The sequence below is a fragment of the Chryseobacterium sp. ISL-6 genome (assembly GCF_018613715.1).
Lineage (GTDB): Bacteria > Bacteroidota > Bacteroidia > Flavobacteriales > Weeksellaceae > Chryseobacterium > Chryseobacterium paludis.
In genome coordinates, this window is sequence record NZ_JAGGPT010000007.1 from 262200 (window position 1) to 278884 (window position 16685).

Annotated in this window: 11 protein-coding genes; 2 read left to right on the plus strand and 9 right to left on the minus strand. The window is 33.7% G+C overall.

All coding sequences use genetic code 11. From position 1 onward, the window contains the following. Nucleotides 1–47 precede the first annotated feature (47 nt). The 8 genes from J7E44_RS16915 to J7E44_RS16950 all read right to left on the minus strand — a co-directional run bounded on the left by J7E44_RS16915 (nt 48) and on the right by J7E44_RS16950 (nt 14271). Nucleotides 48–290 (minus strand): hypothetical protein, encoded by a 243-nt coding sequence (locus tag J7E44_RS16915; RefSeq protein WP_214831588.1) that lies wholly within the window; start codon nt 288–290, stop codon nt 48–50. Between the two features lie 589 nt (nt 291–879). Beyond that, nucleotides 880–1299, minus strand: a complete 420-nt coding sequence (locus J7E44_RS16920) for a hypothetical protein (RefSeq protein WP_214831589.1) — start codon at nt 1297–1299, stop codon at nt 880–882. A gap of 2 nt (nt 1300–1301) precedes the next feature. Then, a complete protein-coding gene (locus J7E44_RS16925; protein WP_214831590.1) occupies nt 1302–5042 on the minus strand; it encodes a DUF6443 domain-containing protein in 3741 nt (1246 codons plus the stop codon). A gap of 23 nt (nt 5043–5065) precedes the next feature. Further along, entirely contained in the window at nt 5066–8458 is a 3393-nt protein-coding gene (locus J7E44_RS16930) for a DUF5977 domain-containing protein (protein ID WP_214831591.1), read from the minus strand. A gap of 7 nt (nt 8459–8465) precedes the next feature. Next, a complete protein-coding gene (locus J7E44_RS16935) occupies nt 8466–10010 on the minus strand; it encodes a T9SS type A sorting domain-containing protein (RefSeq protein ID WP_214831592.1) in 1545 nt (514 codons plus the stop codon). 1243 nt (nt 10011–11253) lie between these two features. Next, nucleotides 11254–11811, minus strand: a complete 558-nt coding sequence (locus J7E44_RS16940) for a DUF6705 family protein (RefSeq protein ID WP_214831593.1) — start codon at nt 11809–11811, stop codon at nt 11254–11256. A 12-nt stretch (nt 11812–11823) separates the two neighbouring features. Beyond that, on the minus strand, nt 11824–13401 hold the full coding sequence (locus J7E44_RS16945; protein ID WP_214831594.1) for a hypothetical protein: 1578 nt from the start codon (nt 13399–13401) through the stop codon (nt 11824–11826). Nucleotides 13402–13731: 330 nt separating this feature from the next. After that, complete coding sequence (locus tag J7E44_RS16950) at nt 13732–14271, minus strand: hypothetical protein (protein WP_214831595.1); 540 nt, start codon at nt 14269–14271, stop codon at nt 13732–13734. A gap of 96 nt (nt 14272–14367) precedes the next feature. Between J7E44_RS16950 and J7E44_RS16955 the strand changes: the two genes are divergently transcribed. Both J7E44_RS16955 and J7E44_RS24135 read left to right on the plus strand, forming a co-directional pair. Beyond that, nucleotides 14368–14676 (plus strand): helix-turn-helix domain-containing protein, encoded by a 309-nt coding sequence (locus J7E44_RS16955; RefSeq protein WP_214831596.1) that lies wholly within the window; start codon nt 14368–14370, stop codon nt 14674–14676. 195 nt (nt 14677–14871) lie between these two features. Beyond that, the gene (locus tag J7E44_RS24135; RefSeq protein WP_261512659.1) at nt 14872–15003 is read left to right on the plus strand and encodes a hypothetical protein; all 132 of its coding nucleotides are present in this window, start codon (nt 14872–14874) and stop codon (nt 15001–15003) included. A 115-nt stretch (nt 15004–15118) separates the two neighbouring features. Here the strand turns inward: J7E44_RS24135 and J7E44_RS24295 are convergent, their stop codons facing one another. Then, entirely contained in the window at nt 15119–16627 is a 1509-nt protein-coding gene (locus J7E44_RS24295; RefSeq protein WP_353050505.1) for a T9SS type A sorting domain-containing protein, read from the minus strand. Nucleotides 16628–16685: the final 58 nt, after the last annotated feature.

Consider the following 16685-nt stretch of genomic DNA (forward strand, 5'->3'; position numbering starts at 1 on the left):
ACAAGGTAATGTTTATAGTATCTATTATCTTACAATTATTGAAATCTTTATAAATGTTTTTCTAACTTTTCACAAAAAGTATTTTCAATTTCACTCAGCCTTTCTTTTGATATAATTTTCATTAAAAAGCCTTTTTCTTGTAAATTATCAATAAAATCTTTTCCTAAATTAAACGAAACATCTTTTTCTAAATAATATATTAAATATGATGGCCAAATCCACTCTCCATCACTATAGTAAATTTGTGGCGCAATAAACCTATTATTTTCTACATCAATAAAAACACCCATCCAGCTTAGGATAAGAACCTTAGCTCAATTAGTATATCTATCATTGTATACTCCTTCTATTCCTCTTCCACCTTCAAAAGATGCATAAATATTATTACATATTAGCTCCAAAGTTTGCCCATCCAATTTTCACAGCTGTACTACCAGATCCTGAACATCAATTTAACGAAGGTAAAAGATGCTTGTTATTTACGCTTTTTGTTACATGAACGGGTACGTAGAAGTTCCATAGTACTTCCTCGTGTTCTATACTATTGTTTCTTGGAGAAATTTGATCTCAATGACAAAACACTTGTTGTGGTAAATGAAAATGAGCCAGTGTGGGGTATAGATGTCTCAAAACTCTCATTATGTTCTTCATATTTCTGTGTTTAAAAGAGAAACTAAAAAACAAAACATTCAATTATAAAAAATGACTATCTGATATTGTTGTTGATTCTTATAAATTATTTCAAGTAATTAAAAAAACAGGAAGGAAAATGTTCCCTCCTGATTATAAATAACGTAAAGTGTAAAATTACAAGTAGAGTATTTACTGGAATATTTCTTAATATTTCATTTGTAATTACTTTCCTTAATGAAAGTGGATTTATATTTCCGTTAAGATCCTATCTCGATACATATCAAACAATTTAACTTCTTTTTCTTCTTCATCTAATAACTTTTCATAAAATTCATCTCCTTTTGTAGTCCATTCTTTAAAGCTAATAATTTCACCATTTCCCATTTCTAAGTCTTGAGGATCTCTCACTTCATTCAATGAGGTAGTCCAATATTTAGAAATATTATGATCAATTATCTGAAATAAATTACTTGGAAAAGCAAGTGGATAACTGTCCGATTCGTCTCCTATTATATAATAGAAAATGGTATCAAAGTATTTTGAAATAGCAAGTACAGCATAGGCTTTCCCTATAGTTATTTCCATTTCTGAATTATTTGCCCATTCAATTATAGCATTTGAGCTATTTTCAATCGAAATGGTGGCACTAATACATTTTACTTTCATTTTTATTTAAATTTAAAATCAGTTAACATTCCAGTTTTTGGATCTCGTAAATAGTGAACGACAGACTTCCCTCCTTTTTTACCAACACTATGATGCCACTTTTCCCAGCCCTGATATCTTGGGTCTCCTAATTTTAAATTAAGATTTCTACCCATTCCTTGTTGTGCTTCATTTAGAGCTTGAACATCTTGCTCACTTCTAGCCACTCTTCTAAAAATATTTTTATTTGATCCATATTGCTGATTTTTTGCTAAAGAGGCGGCTTCATTCAAACTACCACTAATATTTTTCAAAGGACCAGCATTACTTAAAGCTCCTTTTTCGGCTGCTAAAATCCTTAAAGCATCATCTCCATTTTTCGTAACTACAAGAAGAGGCAATGCTGCTAATTGCACATTTTTATTATCCGAAGCAGATATAGCCATTCCCAAAACTTCCCATATTCCGAAAGGATCTTTAATTCCTCCAATATATTTAATTGGACCATCAGCATATCTTCCTGCATTTACAAATCTGTCCCAAGCAAAATCACTTTTCGCATTCCACTTACTCATATAAGCGTTAAAAGTATCTTGAAAAGCTTGGCCCCACTTAAAATGCTCTCCTATAAGATTTATTGCGGGTATATTGATATATGCTTCACCAGAACTATTGGTTCCGCCACCGCCCTGAGGATCAAGGGAAGTATTGAGACTTAGATAACTTCCATCATACCCTAGTTTGATATTGCTTTCACTTTCCAAACCATCTCCTGTATTGTACCATGTAGTTGCACCTAGACTCCACATTCTATCTATTAAAGCCTGCTCCAGCATTCCATTTGGATCTGTAAACATGATGGGATTATTAAAGCCATAACGGTATGGGGTAAGGCTGGGATTTTGTTCAGCCATTGGATCAGAGGCAGTCCATCTTCCAATATCTGCCATATATATTCTTGCTCCAAAATCATAAGCCCCAAATTCCTGTAGTTCTTTGCTTCCAAATTTGTAACTTTTATAGGCACTAGGAGAGAAAAAAGAATTTCCGGTCTTTAAATGGTTCATCCCAAATGGATAGTAGTCGTTGGAATCCGTAATTTCAAGACCTCCTGCGCTGTTTCTTGCGAAACTTACCCTCACATTTCCAAGATGATCGAAGTACTGGTAAATATACTGATCTTTTATATAATCATAAAACCCTTCAGATGTTGGAAAAAATTGCAAATCATCTGTTTTTAAATTTACAGTGCTCGATGTTTTCTGCTCATCTATTGAAAAGGCCTCCGGTTGCATGGCTCTTTTTGACATCATCAACGAAGAAAGCATTTCCGGATCTCCGCCTCCGCTTGTATTAGGACTTTCAACCTTTGAATATTGAAAGCCATCCAGATAATCAATAGTGGTTTTTACGGTTGTAAACCCTGTAAAATTTGTAATAGTCGTGATATTTTCTTTTCTCAGCTTTGTTCCATCTGCACTGTATTTTGTATTAATACTAATATCCTCAATACCATTTCTATTTAAATGGACAGAATTAGAGAGATTAAGATAATTGTACTTAATCACATCTATACCTTTATCTGGCATATCGATCATATTACCATTGAGATCATAACTAATGATATTTCCACCACCCTGATATCCGGTTGGATTATTGGATAAATCTTTGATATTGGTTACTTTATTATCTCCTCCCGAGTAGATATATTCTAATTTATCTATTACTGTTGCAGGGTTTCCGCTTTGAATGACAGATGTCCGGTACAATTTTGAGATGTTGCCATTTAAATCATAATCCAGTGATTCTGTATTTTCCTTACTGTAGGCGTTATTTGGATTTTGATAATAACCTGCTGAAAGCCTGTTCAGTTTATCATAAGCATACCCATATCTTTTTGGTGTCATGGATGGATTTACTCCGATGGTTTCTACCGTTCTCCAATCTACTTCTGCAATATTCCCATTGTAGTTTGCCTTTACGTTCTTATTTGGAAACAATACCGTATCAGGATTTTCAATACCTTGTTTTTGGTTGTATTTAATCTTATACGAAAACAATTTTCCTCCCAAATTGGCAACTCCCATTTGGTCTTTATTAATATCAGTCAGCAAACCTCTGATATTGTAGGCATAATCTATACTTTGAAGATTGTTTCCCACTTTTTTATTTTTTACCTGGGAAAGTTCATTGTATGTATTCTCAGTTAAAAGCTCCTCTGCCTTGTCATCTACCTGATGAAAATGCTGAATCAATCTATTTTGAGGGTCATATACAAAACGTTCTTTTACCGTTACTCCAGATTCGCCTGTTTTTCTTAAATGGTAAGTATTGGTTTTTTGTGGAACTCCCGCAAAATCCAATAGAGTTTCTGTTTTAGTATAGCCCCCTAAATGGTTGATAGAATGACTTCCAATGGGTCTTGCTTTTGTATCATACCAAACAAAACTCTTCGTCCAGTTGTCATCCTCAATATTCTTTATATAAGAAGCTGTTGGTAGTGATTTTGTACTAATTGAAGAATTTTGTGCATCCTGTGATAATACATCCTGACCCAAAATTGGGGAAGAAATAGCTGGTGTGCCAAGAGGATAGGTATCATAATAACTAACGCTTAATAGGGTCATACCAGTTGTAGGAAAAGCACTTTTGGTGTAATATACATCCATTCCGCTTAATGTAAACGGAGTCGTACTTCTGTCTTCATTATTTACCAAATTGGTAGACAAAGTATTGATTTGTGTTTGGAGGGTTGATCTTGTTGACGTACTACCAAAGAATCCTGTATAAACCACCCTTCCGAATTTATCATATTTGATAAACATCCAACCTTTTTTATTAAAGCTGTTATTGACAGTTCCTAATATGACATCCTGTGTTAAAACCAATCTATCCTGCTTATCATAAACCATATACTCCCAACCTTTACCCGGTATTTTCTTTTCAACCAGCCTTCCCAAATCATCATAACGGTACTGATAGCAAAGATTATTTAAAGCAGATGATGAAATGGTCGTAGAGACTGACGCTAAAGGTGGGATTACATAAGCTAATTGGTTGTACTCATTATAAACATAATATGTATCTACATCCTTCGTACCATCATTTTTTCTGATAAGCACAGTCTGTCCTTTTCCGTTTTTATATTCTATCGCAGTATTTTCATCTTCATCGCTCACAGAAGTTTTTATAAGGTTATTCACGGAATAATAGCCTGAAAAATCCAAACGAGACTCCGTCCTGTTTTCGACCCATGTTGTGGAAATAGTATATTTTTTTACTTCATTGGCTAAAGTATTGGTATTATAACTGTAGTTTACAGGTTTACTTGACCATGCATTTCCAGTACCAAAGCTTTGCTTAACCCTATCTAACGGAGCATTTTCAATAATCTGCTCAGAATAAATTTTCTCTGCTCCATAAATATCAGGATTTACTGCATTATTAAGAGGATTGTCATAGATGGCTCCATTTTGAGTTCCCGTTTGAGGAACTGGTAAATAAGACTTTGTAGGTCTTCCATACTGATCGTATTCTATATGGGTAACTACATCTTTCTGGGAAGGTGAAGCCTTAATGGCAACAATTTGTTTAGATCTTCCCATTCCATCAAAATACTGAACGCTTTCTGCTTTTTTAGTACAGTCTGCATCTAAGCAGCCTTTAGTATATATATAATTTTTTGTAGTAGATGGAGCTATACTTTGTGCAATCACGTGGACTGAACCTAGTAATAATCCTCCAATAAATATTATTTTTTTCATGATTTTTCTTCGTAATTAATAATCTAAAAAGGATCTATCGGTAGCGTAAGATCGAAATTGACAATTGTTCCATTTGGAATTGATGAAGAACCTGTTGTAAGCTGAGCTACAATATTCCCATTTTGATAAATCGTAATTTTCCACGCACCATAATTAATAACTCTAGCACCAAAACTATTTGCAACATATGTTAAACAATTCCCATTTATTATCCCTACAGACTTTCCAACCGCCCATGTAAGACTACTGTCATATGGAAAGCTCATTTGAAGCCTAAAATTGGATGTATTAGGCATTGTAAGTGATGCGCTGTTTAATGTTGCAATATCATATCCTTTGACAACCGTACAAGCCATTGGTACACATCCTGCATTTTGATTAGTTACACTTTGTCCATTTGCAAGAACATCATTGTAAGCCATCTGATTGGCATCAACCTTACTGGCGTATGAGAAATACTTATTCGCTGGAACAGTATACATATATTTTTGAGGAAGAAATCCGGGGCTACAATTATTACTTCTGTATTCCTGAGCCATTTCATCATTGGCAAAAAGTGGCGGAGAATAATGATAGTCGTAAGTATTTAAAGTCTTTCCTTCTTTATCCAGAATTTTTGATAACCTATGAGATGAATCATAAACATAAGCTTCTCGTGCTCCAGATGAACTCGTTTTAGAAGTAATTCCAATCAAGGGATCATAGGTATAAGTAGTGATTTGATAGCTTTTTAAAGCAATATCTTTCCTCACATTGTCCAATGCTAGAAGTAGCGCATTCTCGTTGGCAGGATTATCAGCATCTGCATTTGATGCAGTGATAGCGGCTTTAACTGAAGTAAGATTGGAAACCGATGCATATGTAGCGCCAACAATTTCCGCAATAGGCTGGGTTTGATAATAACCCCATATAGTAGCAGTTGGAATTTCATTTTCCGCCAAAAGTTCTCTTAAATTTCCTTTATCATCATAATTATTAAAAGCAATTTTCTTAAAAGAACTTTGGTTTGGGACATTATACATTAATGTTGAAGTTGGATAGAGTGTAGAAGCATCATCTAATTTAGTTTCTATTCTACTGATCACCTTCCCATCATTTTTTACTTCAGTCTCCAAAACTGTTCCTACCATATTGGCATTGATCAGTTTTTGAATATTCTTCTCTTTTGCATATTTGAAGTTTTTCTCAACTATTGACCCATCATACAATGTTTCTTTACTATATATAAGATTATTATATTGATTTTCATAATTATTTTCAACTGTATTTATTACTGTTTGGCTATTACCATTAATATAGTCTTTAACCGTTTTAGTTTCTTTTTTAATAAAAGTTTTTTGTACAGCTACACCATCATGCTTAATATTACTGATTGGTAAGGTTTCAGATTGGTATGAAAATCCAGTTTCTTGTAATAGATTATTGCTTATCCCATACACCTCTTTCTGTTTGAACAGCCCCATCCTTCTTAAATAGCTCCCGAAGTCTATATACGTATAGTTTAACCCTGATAAATCGAATAATTCTTTTGCATCATAAAAAATGTATTTAGTATAACTATTATCTAACATGTTAATAGCTTTGACATTAGCGTATCCTATTGCTTTATCAGGTTTTACATTTTCATCTAAAAGTGTTGGATTACCCATAAAATCTTCTTCAATAGTTTCTCCACTAGAAGTTAAAGGATCTGAAAATCTATTATATTCGTACTTCATCCACTTAGATGGTGTTGTTGAACCAGCATCATAATTTTTTACACTTTTAATTCTTAATCCGTAACCAAATATATTTTTATGTTTTCTTACTCCTTTAACTCCATAGAATTCTAACTTTCCCTGGCCCCTTCTTGGCCCAACGAAGGAAACTTTTTTTATTTCTACCGGACTAACAAAACTGTAAGACTTTATATCAGGGCACACAAAACCATTTGCCGAATTTAAATATGGCTCAGAAGTGATTATGGAATTATCAACTCTATGCAAGTCATAAACTATTTCATCCGAAACATCTGGTTTATGCGGAGGGTAGGGATACAATGAATAATTAAAAATTGTAAAAAAACGAGTATAACCTGATGGTAAATTCAGATTATAATTAGAGAAATTTTTATAGCTATCAAAATCTAATGTGTAAATTTTATCAACATCATAATATTCATAACAGGTACCATACAGACAATAGTCCTCCAAAGCACGACCTGTTATATCTATAGAATTACTTTCAAACTCATATTCAATTCTTCCTCCGGTTGGCAGACTTATACTTTTTAATGTATTTATATTTACTGTTTTGGGATTGGTCGAATTGGGCCTCATTAAAGCTCCGTTATCTAGACTACAAGGATTGTATAGATTGGTATACCCATAGCCATCTACACTATTTACCATATCAGGTCCTACTGCAATTAATTTATTGTACTCAAAAGAATGTTTTTGAATAACATTATTATCTTTATCCAAACTGGCAAGTTCATCCAAAAAATTTCTATCAGAAATGGTATGTAAAAAGGCATATTGGCTGACAATTACATTGTTTTTGTCCTTCACTATCAATTTATCCATTTGATACCAATCAATATTTCCTTTATTTTTCAATGAATGAGTGGTAGGATTAGATATGTATTTAAATTCAATACTCCCCTGGTTACTGATATTAATCTTTTTTATTTTGTACTCCTGCAAAGTTCCAATTGCTTGAGTAATTAATTCTGTAGTGATCTCATATTCAAACGATGCTACTTGTTGATTTTTATTATCCTTTATTGTAGATAATAAAAATGCAGTATTAACAAGTTTAGTATTTAATGGTGCTTCTGGAATTGATGAATCAAGTCCAACACGAATTTTACTAATATTTACTTTGTCAAATAAATAGCTATTTCCATTTTCATCAGTAATAGAGAACGATAAGATTTTATTTGGTTTGGTATCATCCTTAGCAACTGTTATTTTATTTTTTGAAGGCTGTATCTGTACAGCAATTAATTTATTTGTGGTCTGATCTTTATCTATATAAAATCTTCCGCTATTTCCCAAAAAGTTATAGTAGTAAACCTCTGAAATAGCCTCTGTAGAATTATTTCTATCTTCATAGTCTTTTTCATCTTTTACCTTACTTTTAAAAATATTTCCGCCATATTGAAGACTCCATCCTCTTCCTACATCACTTATAAGTTTATATGCAGATGCTCCTTCTGTTGAATAGGATAATGACACTCCAACATTAATACTAGATGCTAACGGGAAATTAGTAAGAGGTAAATTTATGTTAGGAATACCACTATGAAAATTAGTTTCAGAATTAGTAAGGTAATCATTCTTTTGAAGTTCTATTGGTTCATTTTGGCTTTTCAAAATTCCAAAAAATAGTACCCCAACTATGGATAAAATTTTATAAATATTCTTTTTTCTCATTATTAATTTATTTCTTTATGAGTTTAGCGTTAGCTGTTTTATTAGTATCCGTTTTTATAACAACAAGATAAGCTCCCTGTATCAATGGCTGTGTATTGATCTTTGTTACCTTATTCTTCGTCTTCAAACTCTGCAATTGTCTCCCACCCATATCATACAAAGTGATATCAGCGTCTTTGAAATCAAAACCAATTTCCACATAAGCATAATCTGATACAGGGTTAGGATAGATCTTAATATCTTGTTTCTCTATTAACTGATCCAATTGTTTGTCACCTAGTTTGATAATCTTCCAGTTCTCTTTTCCTAATTCCTCTGCACTGGTTCCTGCCAAGATGATTGAGCCATCTCTGTTCAGTTTGATATCAGATAATCTTTCCTCTCTCTTTCTGGATTCCCCTGCCACATGTTTCCTCCACTGTTCATTTCCGTTTTGATCCAGATATAGCATCCAGAATTTCTCATCATCAGCTTCTATTCTTCCTTCTGCCTGAGTATAACCACCTAAAAGAATTCCTTTTGTTTTATCATCTGCAGAATGAATTGCGCTCATTCCCATTAAAACATCTCTGTTCTTAAAATTGTAAGATTTCTGCCACTGCTCATCACCTCTTTCATTTAAAGAAATTAGCCAAACATCAGTTCCTTCTTCAATTCCTACAGTTTTATTTCCTGATCTTTCAGATCTTGATTCTCCGCCAATGATATAGCCTGAAGATGTTAGTGCTAATGTTCTTAAATGATCATCACCTTTACCACCATAGTTCTTCTCCCATTCTACTTTTCCGTCTTTACTGAGTTTGATGATCCAGTAATCACCTTCTCCAAAATTTTCAGTTTGCTTTGATCCATTAGCATTACTTCTTGAATAAATACCCAGTAATGCTCCACCATCTTTCGTTGGAATCATCTTTTCAACTTCATCAAGCCCTTTCCCACCTAAAATAAGTTGTGAGGTTTCTTTTCCGTTTTTATCAAGTTTAATGATTAAGATATCTTTTGATCCGTAACCTTTAGGTGAGTTTTGAACATTACCTGCCACAAAAAATCCAAGATCGATTGTTTGAATAACAGCTCTGGCTTCTTCATCAGCAGAAGTTCCTAAAGTTTTCTGCCACAATTCATCACCAAATTCATTGATTCTAATGAGCCAGATATCTGATCCACCTTTGGAATCTTCTTTTTTGTCTAATGATTTTCCAGAAAAAGTGGTTCCTGAAATAAGCGATCCTCCATCCTGCGTTGTTACAGTTGAAGAAAGATAATCATGATTATTTCCTGCAAAGTATTTCTCCCAAACCTGATCTCCTTGCTGGTTCAGTTTCACCAAGTGAAAATCGTATCCATTATTCTGTTTCGATGTAGCCTGAGATTCTCGAAGGCTACCTCCCTGAATAGCACTTCCCGTAATCAGATATTGCTGATCTATGGTTGTCGTAACCTGACTAAGAAAATCCTGTGTACTGGATTTAATGTTTTTCTCCCAGACTATTTCCTGAGCTGAGCTCAAAATTGTGCACATAGTAAAAGCACCAATGTAGAGTTTTTTCATCTATTTATGTTTTTAGTTAATTGATTTTTCAAAGCCTGCAAATTTAACACTTTTTAATACTTATTAATTTTACTTTAAAAAAAAATAATATGAATTTCATCATATTTTTATATTCATTTTCAAACGGTTACGTTTTATACAGTACAAAATTAGGATAGCATAGCGACAGAATATGTCGTATTATAAGTCTTTTCAAATTGGTGGAATCATTGTTTCTTAATTATCACCCTCCTTGTTCCGTTTCTTTCCGTAATTTTTTAGTTCGCTGTATCTACTTTCTTCCCACTCCTTTCAAGAATAATTTTTCTGCTTCTGGTTACAAACAAAAACCTTTACCAAAGTTGATAAAGGTTTTTTAAGTTAGAATTAAAACTAACCAGTTTTATTGTTTTGTAAATATTAAATCTTTTGTTTCTGGTAGATAAATAGTTGTATCTAAAGTTGGTGAACATTTACTTGCTGTGGTGACTACATCATTTGGACGATATTCCCAAGAAATTTGAGTAGCATTAATTTTTTTTAAATAAACATCACCCCAGCCTACAGAGCAGTTTGTTCCACTGTAAAAAAATATTATCGAACTTTGAGTAGATTTAATTTTAGTACTATGAAAATCAATGTCTGTATTATTATTTGTAGTGTCTTGTAAAATCGTACCTGAAGAATTTTTTACGATATATTTTACAATTAGAGCATCTCTATAGAACTTTTGATCGCCCTAATCAATTAACTTGTTTTCTTGTTTTGTAATAAATAATGTAATTTCATTTCCTCCATAATTGGCTTTATAGTTGCCCATGTATGGAGTTAGTCCATTATTAGTATCTTTAAAACATAAGCATTATTAGGAATATTTGATAATGCATTACTTAAAGGAAGATTTTGGGCATTACAGGATATAGTGCCTGTCATTAAGCCAATTATAATTAATATTCTTAAATATATTGTTTTCATATTTTATTTATCATTTAATTAATATCTATGGGCACGGGTTAATATTAATAGTACCATTATTATTTTCAGTAATAGTGTTTACAACTCCATTGCCTTCAACCCGTCTCAAATTTAATTCTTAATAATTTATTCTCTTTTTTTTCGATAATCAATTAAAAATTGATTCACATGTGCAGGAGTATAAACAAATCCCCAACTCTCTCCCAGTTCCCATATAAGATATTACATTAAAAAACCCTTACCAAAGCTGGTAAAGGTTGATTTTATATTAAAAATTTACTATAATTTTTTATTGCTTTGTTAAAATAACATTTTTTGGTAAAGGTTGAGGGAATGGATTGGAATTATAATATTGGCAAGATGAGTCAATTATATCTGTTGTATCCATAAATTTCCAATTTAGTTGTGTATTGGAGGTATTCACGAAGTCTATGTAAATATTTCCTGAAATATTACAGATATCTGGATCTACATAAAACAATGTGTATTTACTTGTATTTTTTATAAATCCTATTCCTTCAATTTTAGTATCCTGATCAACTAAACCAGTATTGTCATACAAAATATTTCCCGAAGAATTTAAAACTTTGAATCGACCAACTATTACATCCTTATAATAAGGGTTATTTTCTTTGTGATCCATATATTTTTTAACCCTTTTTAAGTTAAGAAAAAAAGTTTTATTATTCCAAATTCCGCTCCATGTACCTTCATAAGGGAGTAATTCATTATTCAAATCCTTAATATATGAATTATTAGGCACATCTGTATTTGTGTTCAAAGGGAATATTTGTGCACAGCTTAATAAAATGAAGTGCAAAGCTAGCAGTATTAATATCTTTTTCATTTTTTTTATTTTTTAGGGACAAGGAATCGGAAGGACATTATTATTTTGATCCAAACTTAATTTTTTAGCTTTTCCTGTTATTTTTTCTACTTTATATAATTCTATTCCATCTATTTTTACTTTTTCTTGTAGAAACATTAGGAATACTTTCTCTACATTGGCTTGGGTTATTTCGTCTTCTAAAACTAGTTTACCCATTTCTCTTTCATACCATGTTTTCCAGAACTTTATTGTATTTGGACCAATCCCAAAACTAGATGATAATCCTGTAAATTGAAGAATGTAATTTCCTTCAGAGGTAATAACCATTGCGTAAGCATCTGCAATATTACCATGCCCATCTGCATTAGCAACACAACTTGTTAAAAAAGTAGATAAGTCGCCCGGAGAAAATATTTTAATTGGGTGACCACCATCACTTTCATTATTATGTGAGTGTATGAATCCAAAATACTGATCTCCAGAAGGTAGTGTCACATTATGTGTTCCTAATACATTTTCCATAGGAGGATATTGTGTTCCTGTTACTGTTGTATTTACAGGATAGCCGGCTGCATAGCCCATTTCATGATCATAATTAAAAACTTCTGGTTTGTCTATTGCTGCTACTTTTTCTTTGAATTTGGAATTCGAATATAAGTTACTAATTTTTTGACAAGGATCATTTAAACCAGGAATAGTTCCTCCTCCACATCCGGCGGGAAGTCTATAAAAAGCCTTATTAAAGTTTGAACCACAGGGATTTGATGGAACATTAGGGCCAGGTGTTCCGCCGCCGCCACAACCGAAACAGCCGCCTCCGCCTCCGCCTCCGCCTCCGCCGCCAGGGGTTGAGGGAAAAGGATCATCTACTGTTCCGATAACCTCATAGGTGCAATATGTAGTTCCACAGTCGGTACAGCCACTTTCAGCATCACAAATCCCTTCGCCATGATGGGTGCAATGAAGCGCTATAAAACATGTTTCTATAATCATTAGTTTCCCTTCTTGCTGAATTGTAACTTTCGTTGAAGGGGCAAAATTCCTCATCCACATGATTCCATATTCGTCATCAGACTTTTTACCAATAAACAAATCTTTTGGTATTCCTATAAAATGTTCATTTCCAAATGTCCTATTATCCATGTGCATGAAAGTAAGAAAAAGTTTCTCCCGATTTTCTACACTGATCCTTTGATCGTAGACTATATCTTCAAGTAAGGCATTGTCATAATCTTTTACAGCTGTTACCACGTCTTTGCCATCTAAAGTTGCAAAAAGTATGGAACTCATTGTTTCATTGTCATCAGAAAGAGGAATCATAAGGCCTACTGCATTTTCAGTCACTACTTCATACATTTTATCCCAAATTGGCATTCCATTTTGATCGGGCATTTTAGATAAAAAATCTGTTTCTCTATTGTAGGCTTCAAGAATGTTAATGTAATCTACACTTGATTTTGATTGAATAGATGATGGGTGTTTAAAGAAATCAGAATTGTTTCTTTTCGGATTAGTTTCGGCTTTTACCAAATCTTCATTTCGACATGATTGTAAGCCAACACTTAATGTTATCAATAATGATAACCATAAGAAAAATTTGTTTTTCATTTCTAGTTTATTAATTTTAGTTTTTAAATATAATTACAAGTATTAACATTTTTTAATATTAATTTCATAATTCATATCGATAAAACGAGAAAACTTACAGCTTTATTGTTCGGAATATTTGTATTTACTATTTTACTGATAATTCTATTGCAAAATAAAAATCACTAATACATAAGTTTTTGTTATCGTTATATTCTATCAATTGTTATCAGTGCAAAACTAATTCGTTACAGCGACAGAATATGTCGTATTACAAGTCTTTTCAAATTGGTGGAAAGCAATTTTTCTTCATGATTATGACCTTACCTTTTCGTTTCTTTCCGTAATTTTTTAGTTCGCTGTATCTACTTTCTTCCCGCTCCTTTCAAGAATGAGGTGTGCCGCATCCAGCATTTTAGTCAGATGGATGTAGGGGCTGACCATATTCCTTTCCGGGACATGATCATAAGTTCCCAATGAGAAATAAACCATCCCGGACATAAAATAGTCAAATTCCGTGACGCTGTATTCTTTGAATGCTTTTTTAAATACCAATAAAGGGTTTTGGTATTCCTTCTCTGAAAGCAAACCGAGAAGTAATGGAGAGATATTTTCTAATTGGGTATTCACTTTCCATTTCTTTTCTTTGAGCATGATGAGATAGCCAGCACGCACAAATGACCGCATTGACTGGTGAAAATGAAAGATAACGGAAGAATCTTCTTTGATCCAACGATCCCTCTTTACCGCGTAATTCATAATGCTGTTTAACCTCTCTTTGGATACAGCCAGTTCATTGAACTTAAAATAGGTTTCCATTAGCTGTAATCCGGAGCACTTTTTATGCTCTGTCCAAAACCGGGTTTCGAAGTCTGTTATATTCTTTTTCATGTGTTTGTATTTTTTATTTTTATAAATGTAATAAAAAAACAACAAAACAACATATATGTGTTGATGAAAAACTTTAGAAAGCCCAAAATTTACTAGATGTATAAATGGGAAGTAGAAGAATTAAAATTTCAAATTGGAAAGCTTATTCAATTACATAGGCTAAAGCGAGGACTTTCACAGTTCCAACTTGGAAATGAACTCAATCTATCAAGTAATCACGTTGGCAGAATTGAGAGAGCTGAAACTAATCCAACAATAGAAAGTCTTGTTAAATTCTGCAATTTTTTTGAAATTGATATGTTAGTTTTATTTACGAAAATATCAGACAAAGAATTAAAGAATATCGAAACTGAAATTGATTATTTACAAAAAGAGTTTAAAAATCAAAATAAGAGAAAATCCTGACGAAAGTTGGGATTTTTTTTGATGAAATTGTCAAAACTCCCAAGAATATATTTATTCGAGACCTTTAAGAAATTATGTAAAATTACTGATTCAAAATTTTAAGATGCTTTTTATTTTTGTTATTTACGGAAAGTCGTAAAATAATATAAATTATCATTTGTAAGTTTGACTTAGTTAATGATAAAATATAATATTATGGGACTTAAACCAGGGCCAAAAAGAACAGCAACATCAACTGGAAAACCAGATCAACGTCAACGTGATAATAAGGAGACACCAGGAAATACACCTTCTTTAAAACCACCTAAGAAACAGCAGGGTAAATAAACTATATCTTATAGTATCCAGTCTGTAAAGAATAGCGCTACTTAAAAATAAGTAGCGCTATTTTGAAAGATTGTAAACTTAAAAAAATTAGCTTTTATCCTTAAAGCTTTACTATTTATCGTTTGATTATTTTTATGGTTTTTACGAGGTTATCAGCTAAATTCACTTTGACCTGATAAACACCCGATAACAAAGCAGAAAAGTCAAGAGTTCCCTGCGTATCATTTATTGCTTTCGTAAGTACCGGTTTCCCTGCTGTATTGTAAACCGTTACCGAAAGAATTTTTTGATCGAATGAGATCGTCAGGATATCCTGTACAGGATTTGGATAGGCTTTCATCTCATTTGCTTTTGTGGAAGCTTCCTCAACAGCAAAGCTATTTGTAAGACGGGTAACAGTTACATTGCTTACAGGACAAGCGACTGACGTGAAAATTTTACTTTGAATATCTGTCCCATCTCCTATCTGCCCCATACTATTATAGCCAGAGATTGCTAAAATTCCAACATTGTCAATAGCGAGGGTGTTGTGAGCTCCTGCTGCAATACTTTGCCAATCGGTAGAAGTTCCGACACGCATTGGGGTAGATCTATTCGTCGCTGCTCCATCACCTAATTGTCCCAAAACATTATATCCCCATGTCCAAAGCGTTCCATCTGTTTTGATGGCGATAGTAGAACCATTAATGCCTGTACGAACACTTCGCCAATCTGCTGTGGCTCCTACTTGTGTCGGCGTATTTTTTGAAATTGTGGTCCCATCACCCAATTGCCCGTATCCATTATCTCCCCACGTCCAAAGTGTCCCATCTGTTTTGAGCCCTATCGAATGGATTCTTCCTCCATCAATAGCTGCCCAATCCGTAGCTATTCCTATTTGAATAGGAGAAGTACTTCCTGTTAAAGTTCCATTACCGAGTTGCCCTTTGGAATTATCTCCCCAGGTCCAAAGCGTCCCATCTGTTTTGATGGCGAGCGTATGATTTCCTCCGGACGTTACACTTAACCAGTCTGTTGCTGTTCCTATTTGTATTGGTAAGGTTTTATTGACGGTGGTACCATCCCCTAATTGCCCGTATTTATTATTACCCCAGGCCCAAAGTGTCCCATCAGATTTCAGGGCCACCATATGGCTGGCCCCGGTGGCCATATGTACCCAGTCTGTTGCTGTTCCTACCTGTGTCGGCGTATTTCTGTTGGTTTTAGTTCCATCACCTAATTGTCCGTCATAATTCCATCCCCATGTCCATAGCGTTCCATCTGCTTTAATTCCTGCCGAATAAGATACTCCAGCCACTATTTTCACCCAGTCTGCGGCTGTTCCTACTTGTGTTGGTGTATTTCTGTTGGTTGTAGTTCCATCTCCCAGCGCTCCATCAGAGTTGTCTCCCCAACTCCATAATGTGCCGTCTTTTTTTAGTCCCATTGAATGATAAAGACCTAGACTTGCACTTTGCCAACAGCCTGTTCCGGTTGTAGGAAGTGTGGTAAAAGAACCTCCCGGTATCCAGACCACCTGACTGAAACCACAATCAGACGCTACCCACCAATAATAAGTGTGGTTAGGTAATAAATTCGTCAAATTGACCGTAGTAGAAAGAGTAGCTCCATTATTCCCGCCCATAACAGGATTTGTGCTGTAAAGATGTACATACCCTTGATCAGGAGCCTGAGTGGCTGCT

What these genes read in the sequence shown, in the direction of transcription:
- J7E44_RS16935 (WP_214831592.1), bottom strand. Translation starts at nt 10,010, where the DNA reads ATGAAAAAACTCTACATTGGTGCTTTTACTATGTGCACAATTTTGAGC.
- J7E44_RS16920 (WP_214831589.1), bottom strand. Translation starts at nt 1,299, where the DNA reads ATGAAAGTAAAATGTATTAGTGCCACCATTTCGATTGAAAATAGCTCA.
- J7E44_RS16930 (WP_214831591.1), bottom strand. Translation starts at nt 8,458, where the DNA reads ATGAGAAAAAAGAATATTTATAAAATTTTATCCATAGTTGGGGTACTA.
- J7E44_RS24135 (WP_261512659.1), top strand. Translation starts at nt 14,872, where the DNA reads ATGGGACTTAAACCAGGGCCAAAAAGAACAGCAACATCAACTGGAAAA.
- J7E44_RS16955 (WP_214831596.1), top strand. Translation starts at nt 14,368, where the DNA reads ATGTATAAATGGGAAGTAGAAGAATTAAAATTTCAAATTGGAAAGCTT.
- J7E44_RS16915 (WP_214831588.1), bottom strand. Translation starts at nt 290, where the DNA reads ATGGGTGTTTTTATTGATGTAGAAAATAATAGGTTTATTGCGCCACAA.
- J7E44_RS16940 (WP_214831593.1), bottom strand. Translation starts at nt 11,811, where the DNA reads ATGAAAAAGATATTAATACTGCTAGCTTTGCACTTCATTTTATTAAGC.
- J7E44_RS16950 (WP_214831595.1), bottom strand. Translation starts at nt 14,271, where the DNA reads ATGAAAAAGAATATAACAGACTTCGAAACCCGGTTTTGGACAGAGCAT.
- J7E44_RS24295 (WP_353050505.1), bottom strand. Translation starts at nt 16,627, where the DNA reads ATGGGCGGGAATAATGGAGCTACTCTTTCTACTACGGTCAATTTGACG.
- J7E44_RS16925 (WP_214831590.1), bottom strand. Translation starts at nt 5,042, where the DNA reads ATGAAAAAAATAATATTTATTGGAGGATTATTACTAGGTTCAGTCCAC.
- J7E44_RS16945 (WP_214831594.1), bottom strand. Translation starts at nt 13,401, where the DNA reads ATGAAAAACAAATTTTTCTTATGGTTATCATTATTGATAACATTAAGT.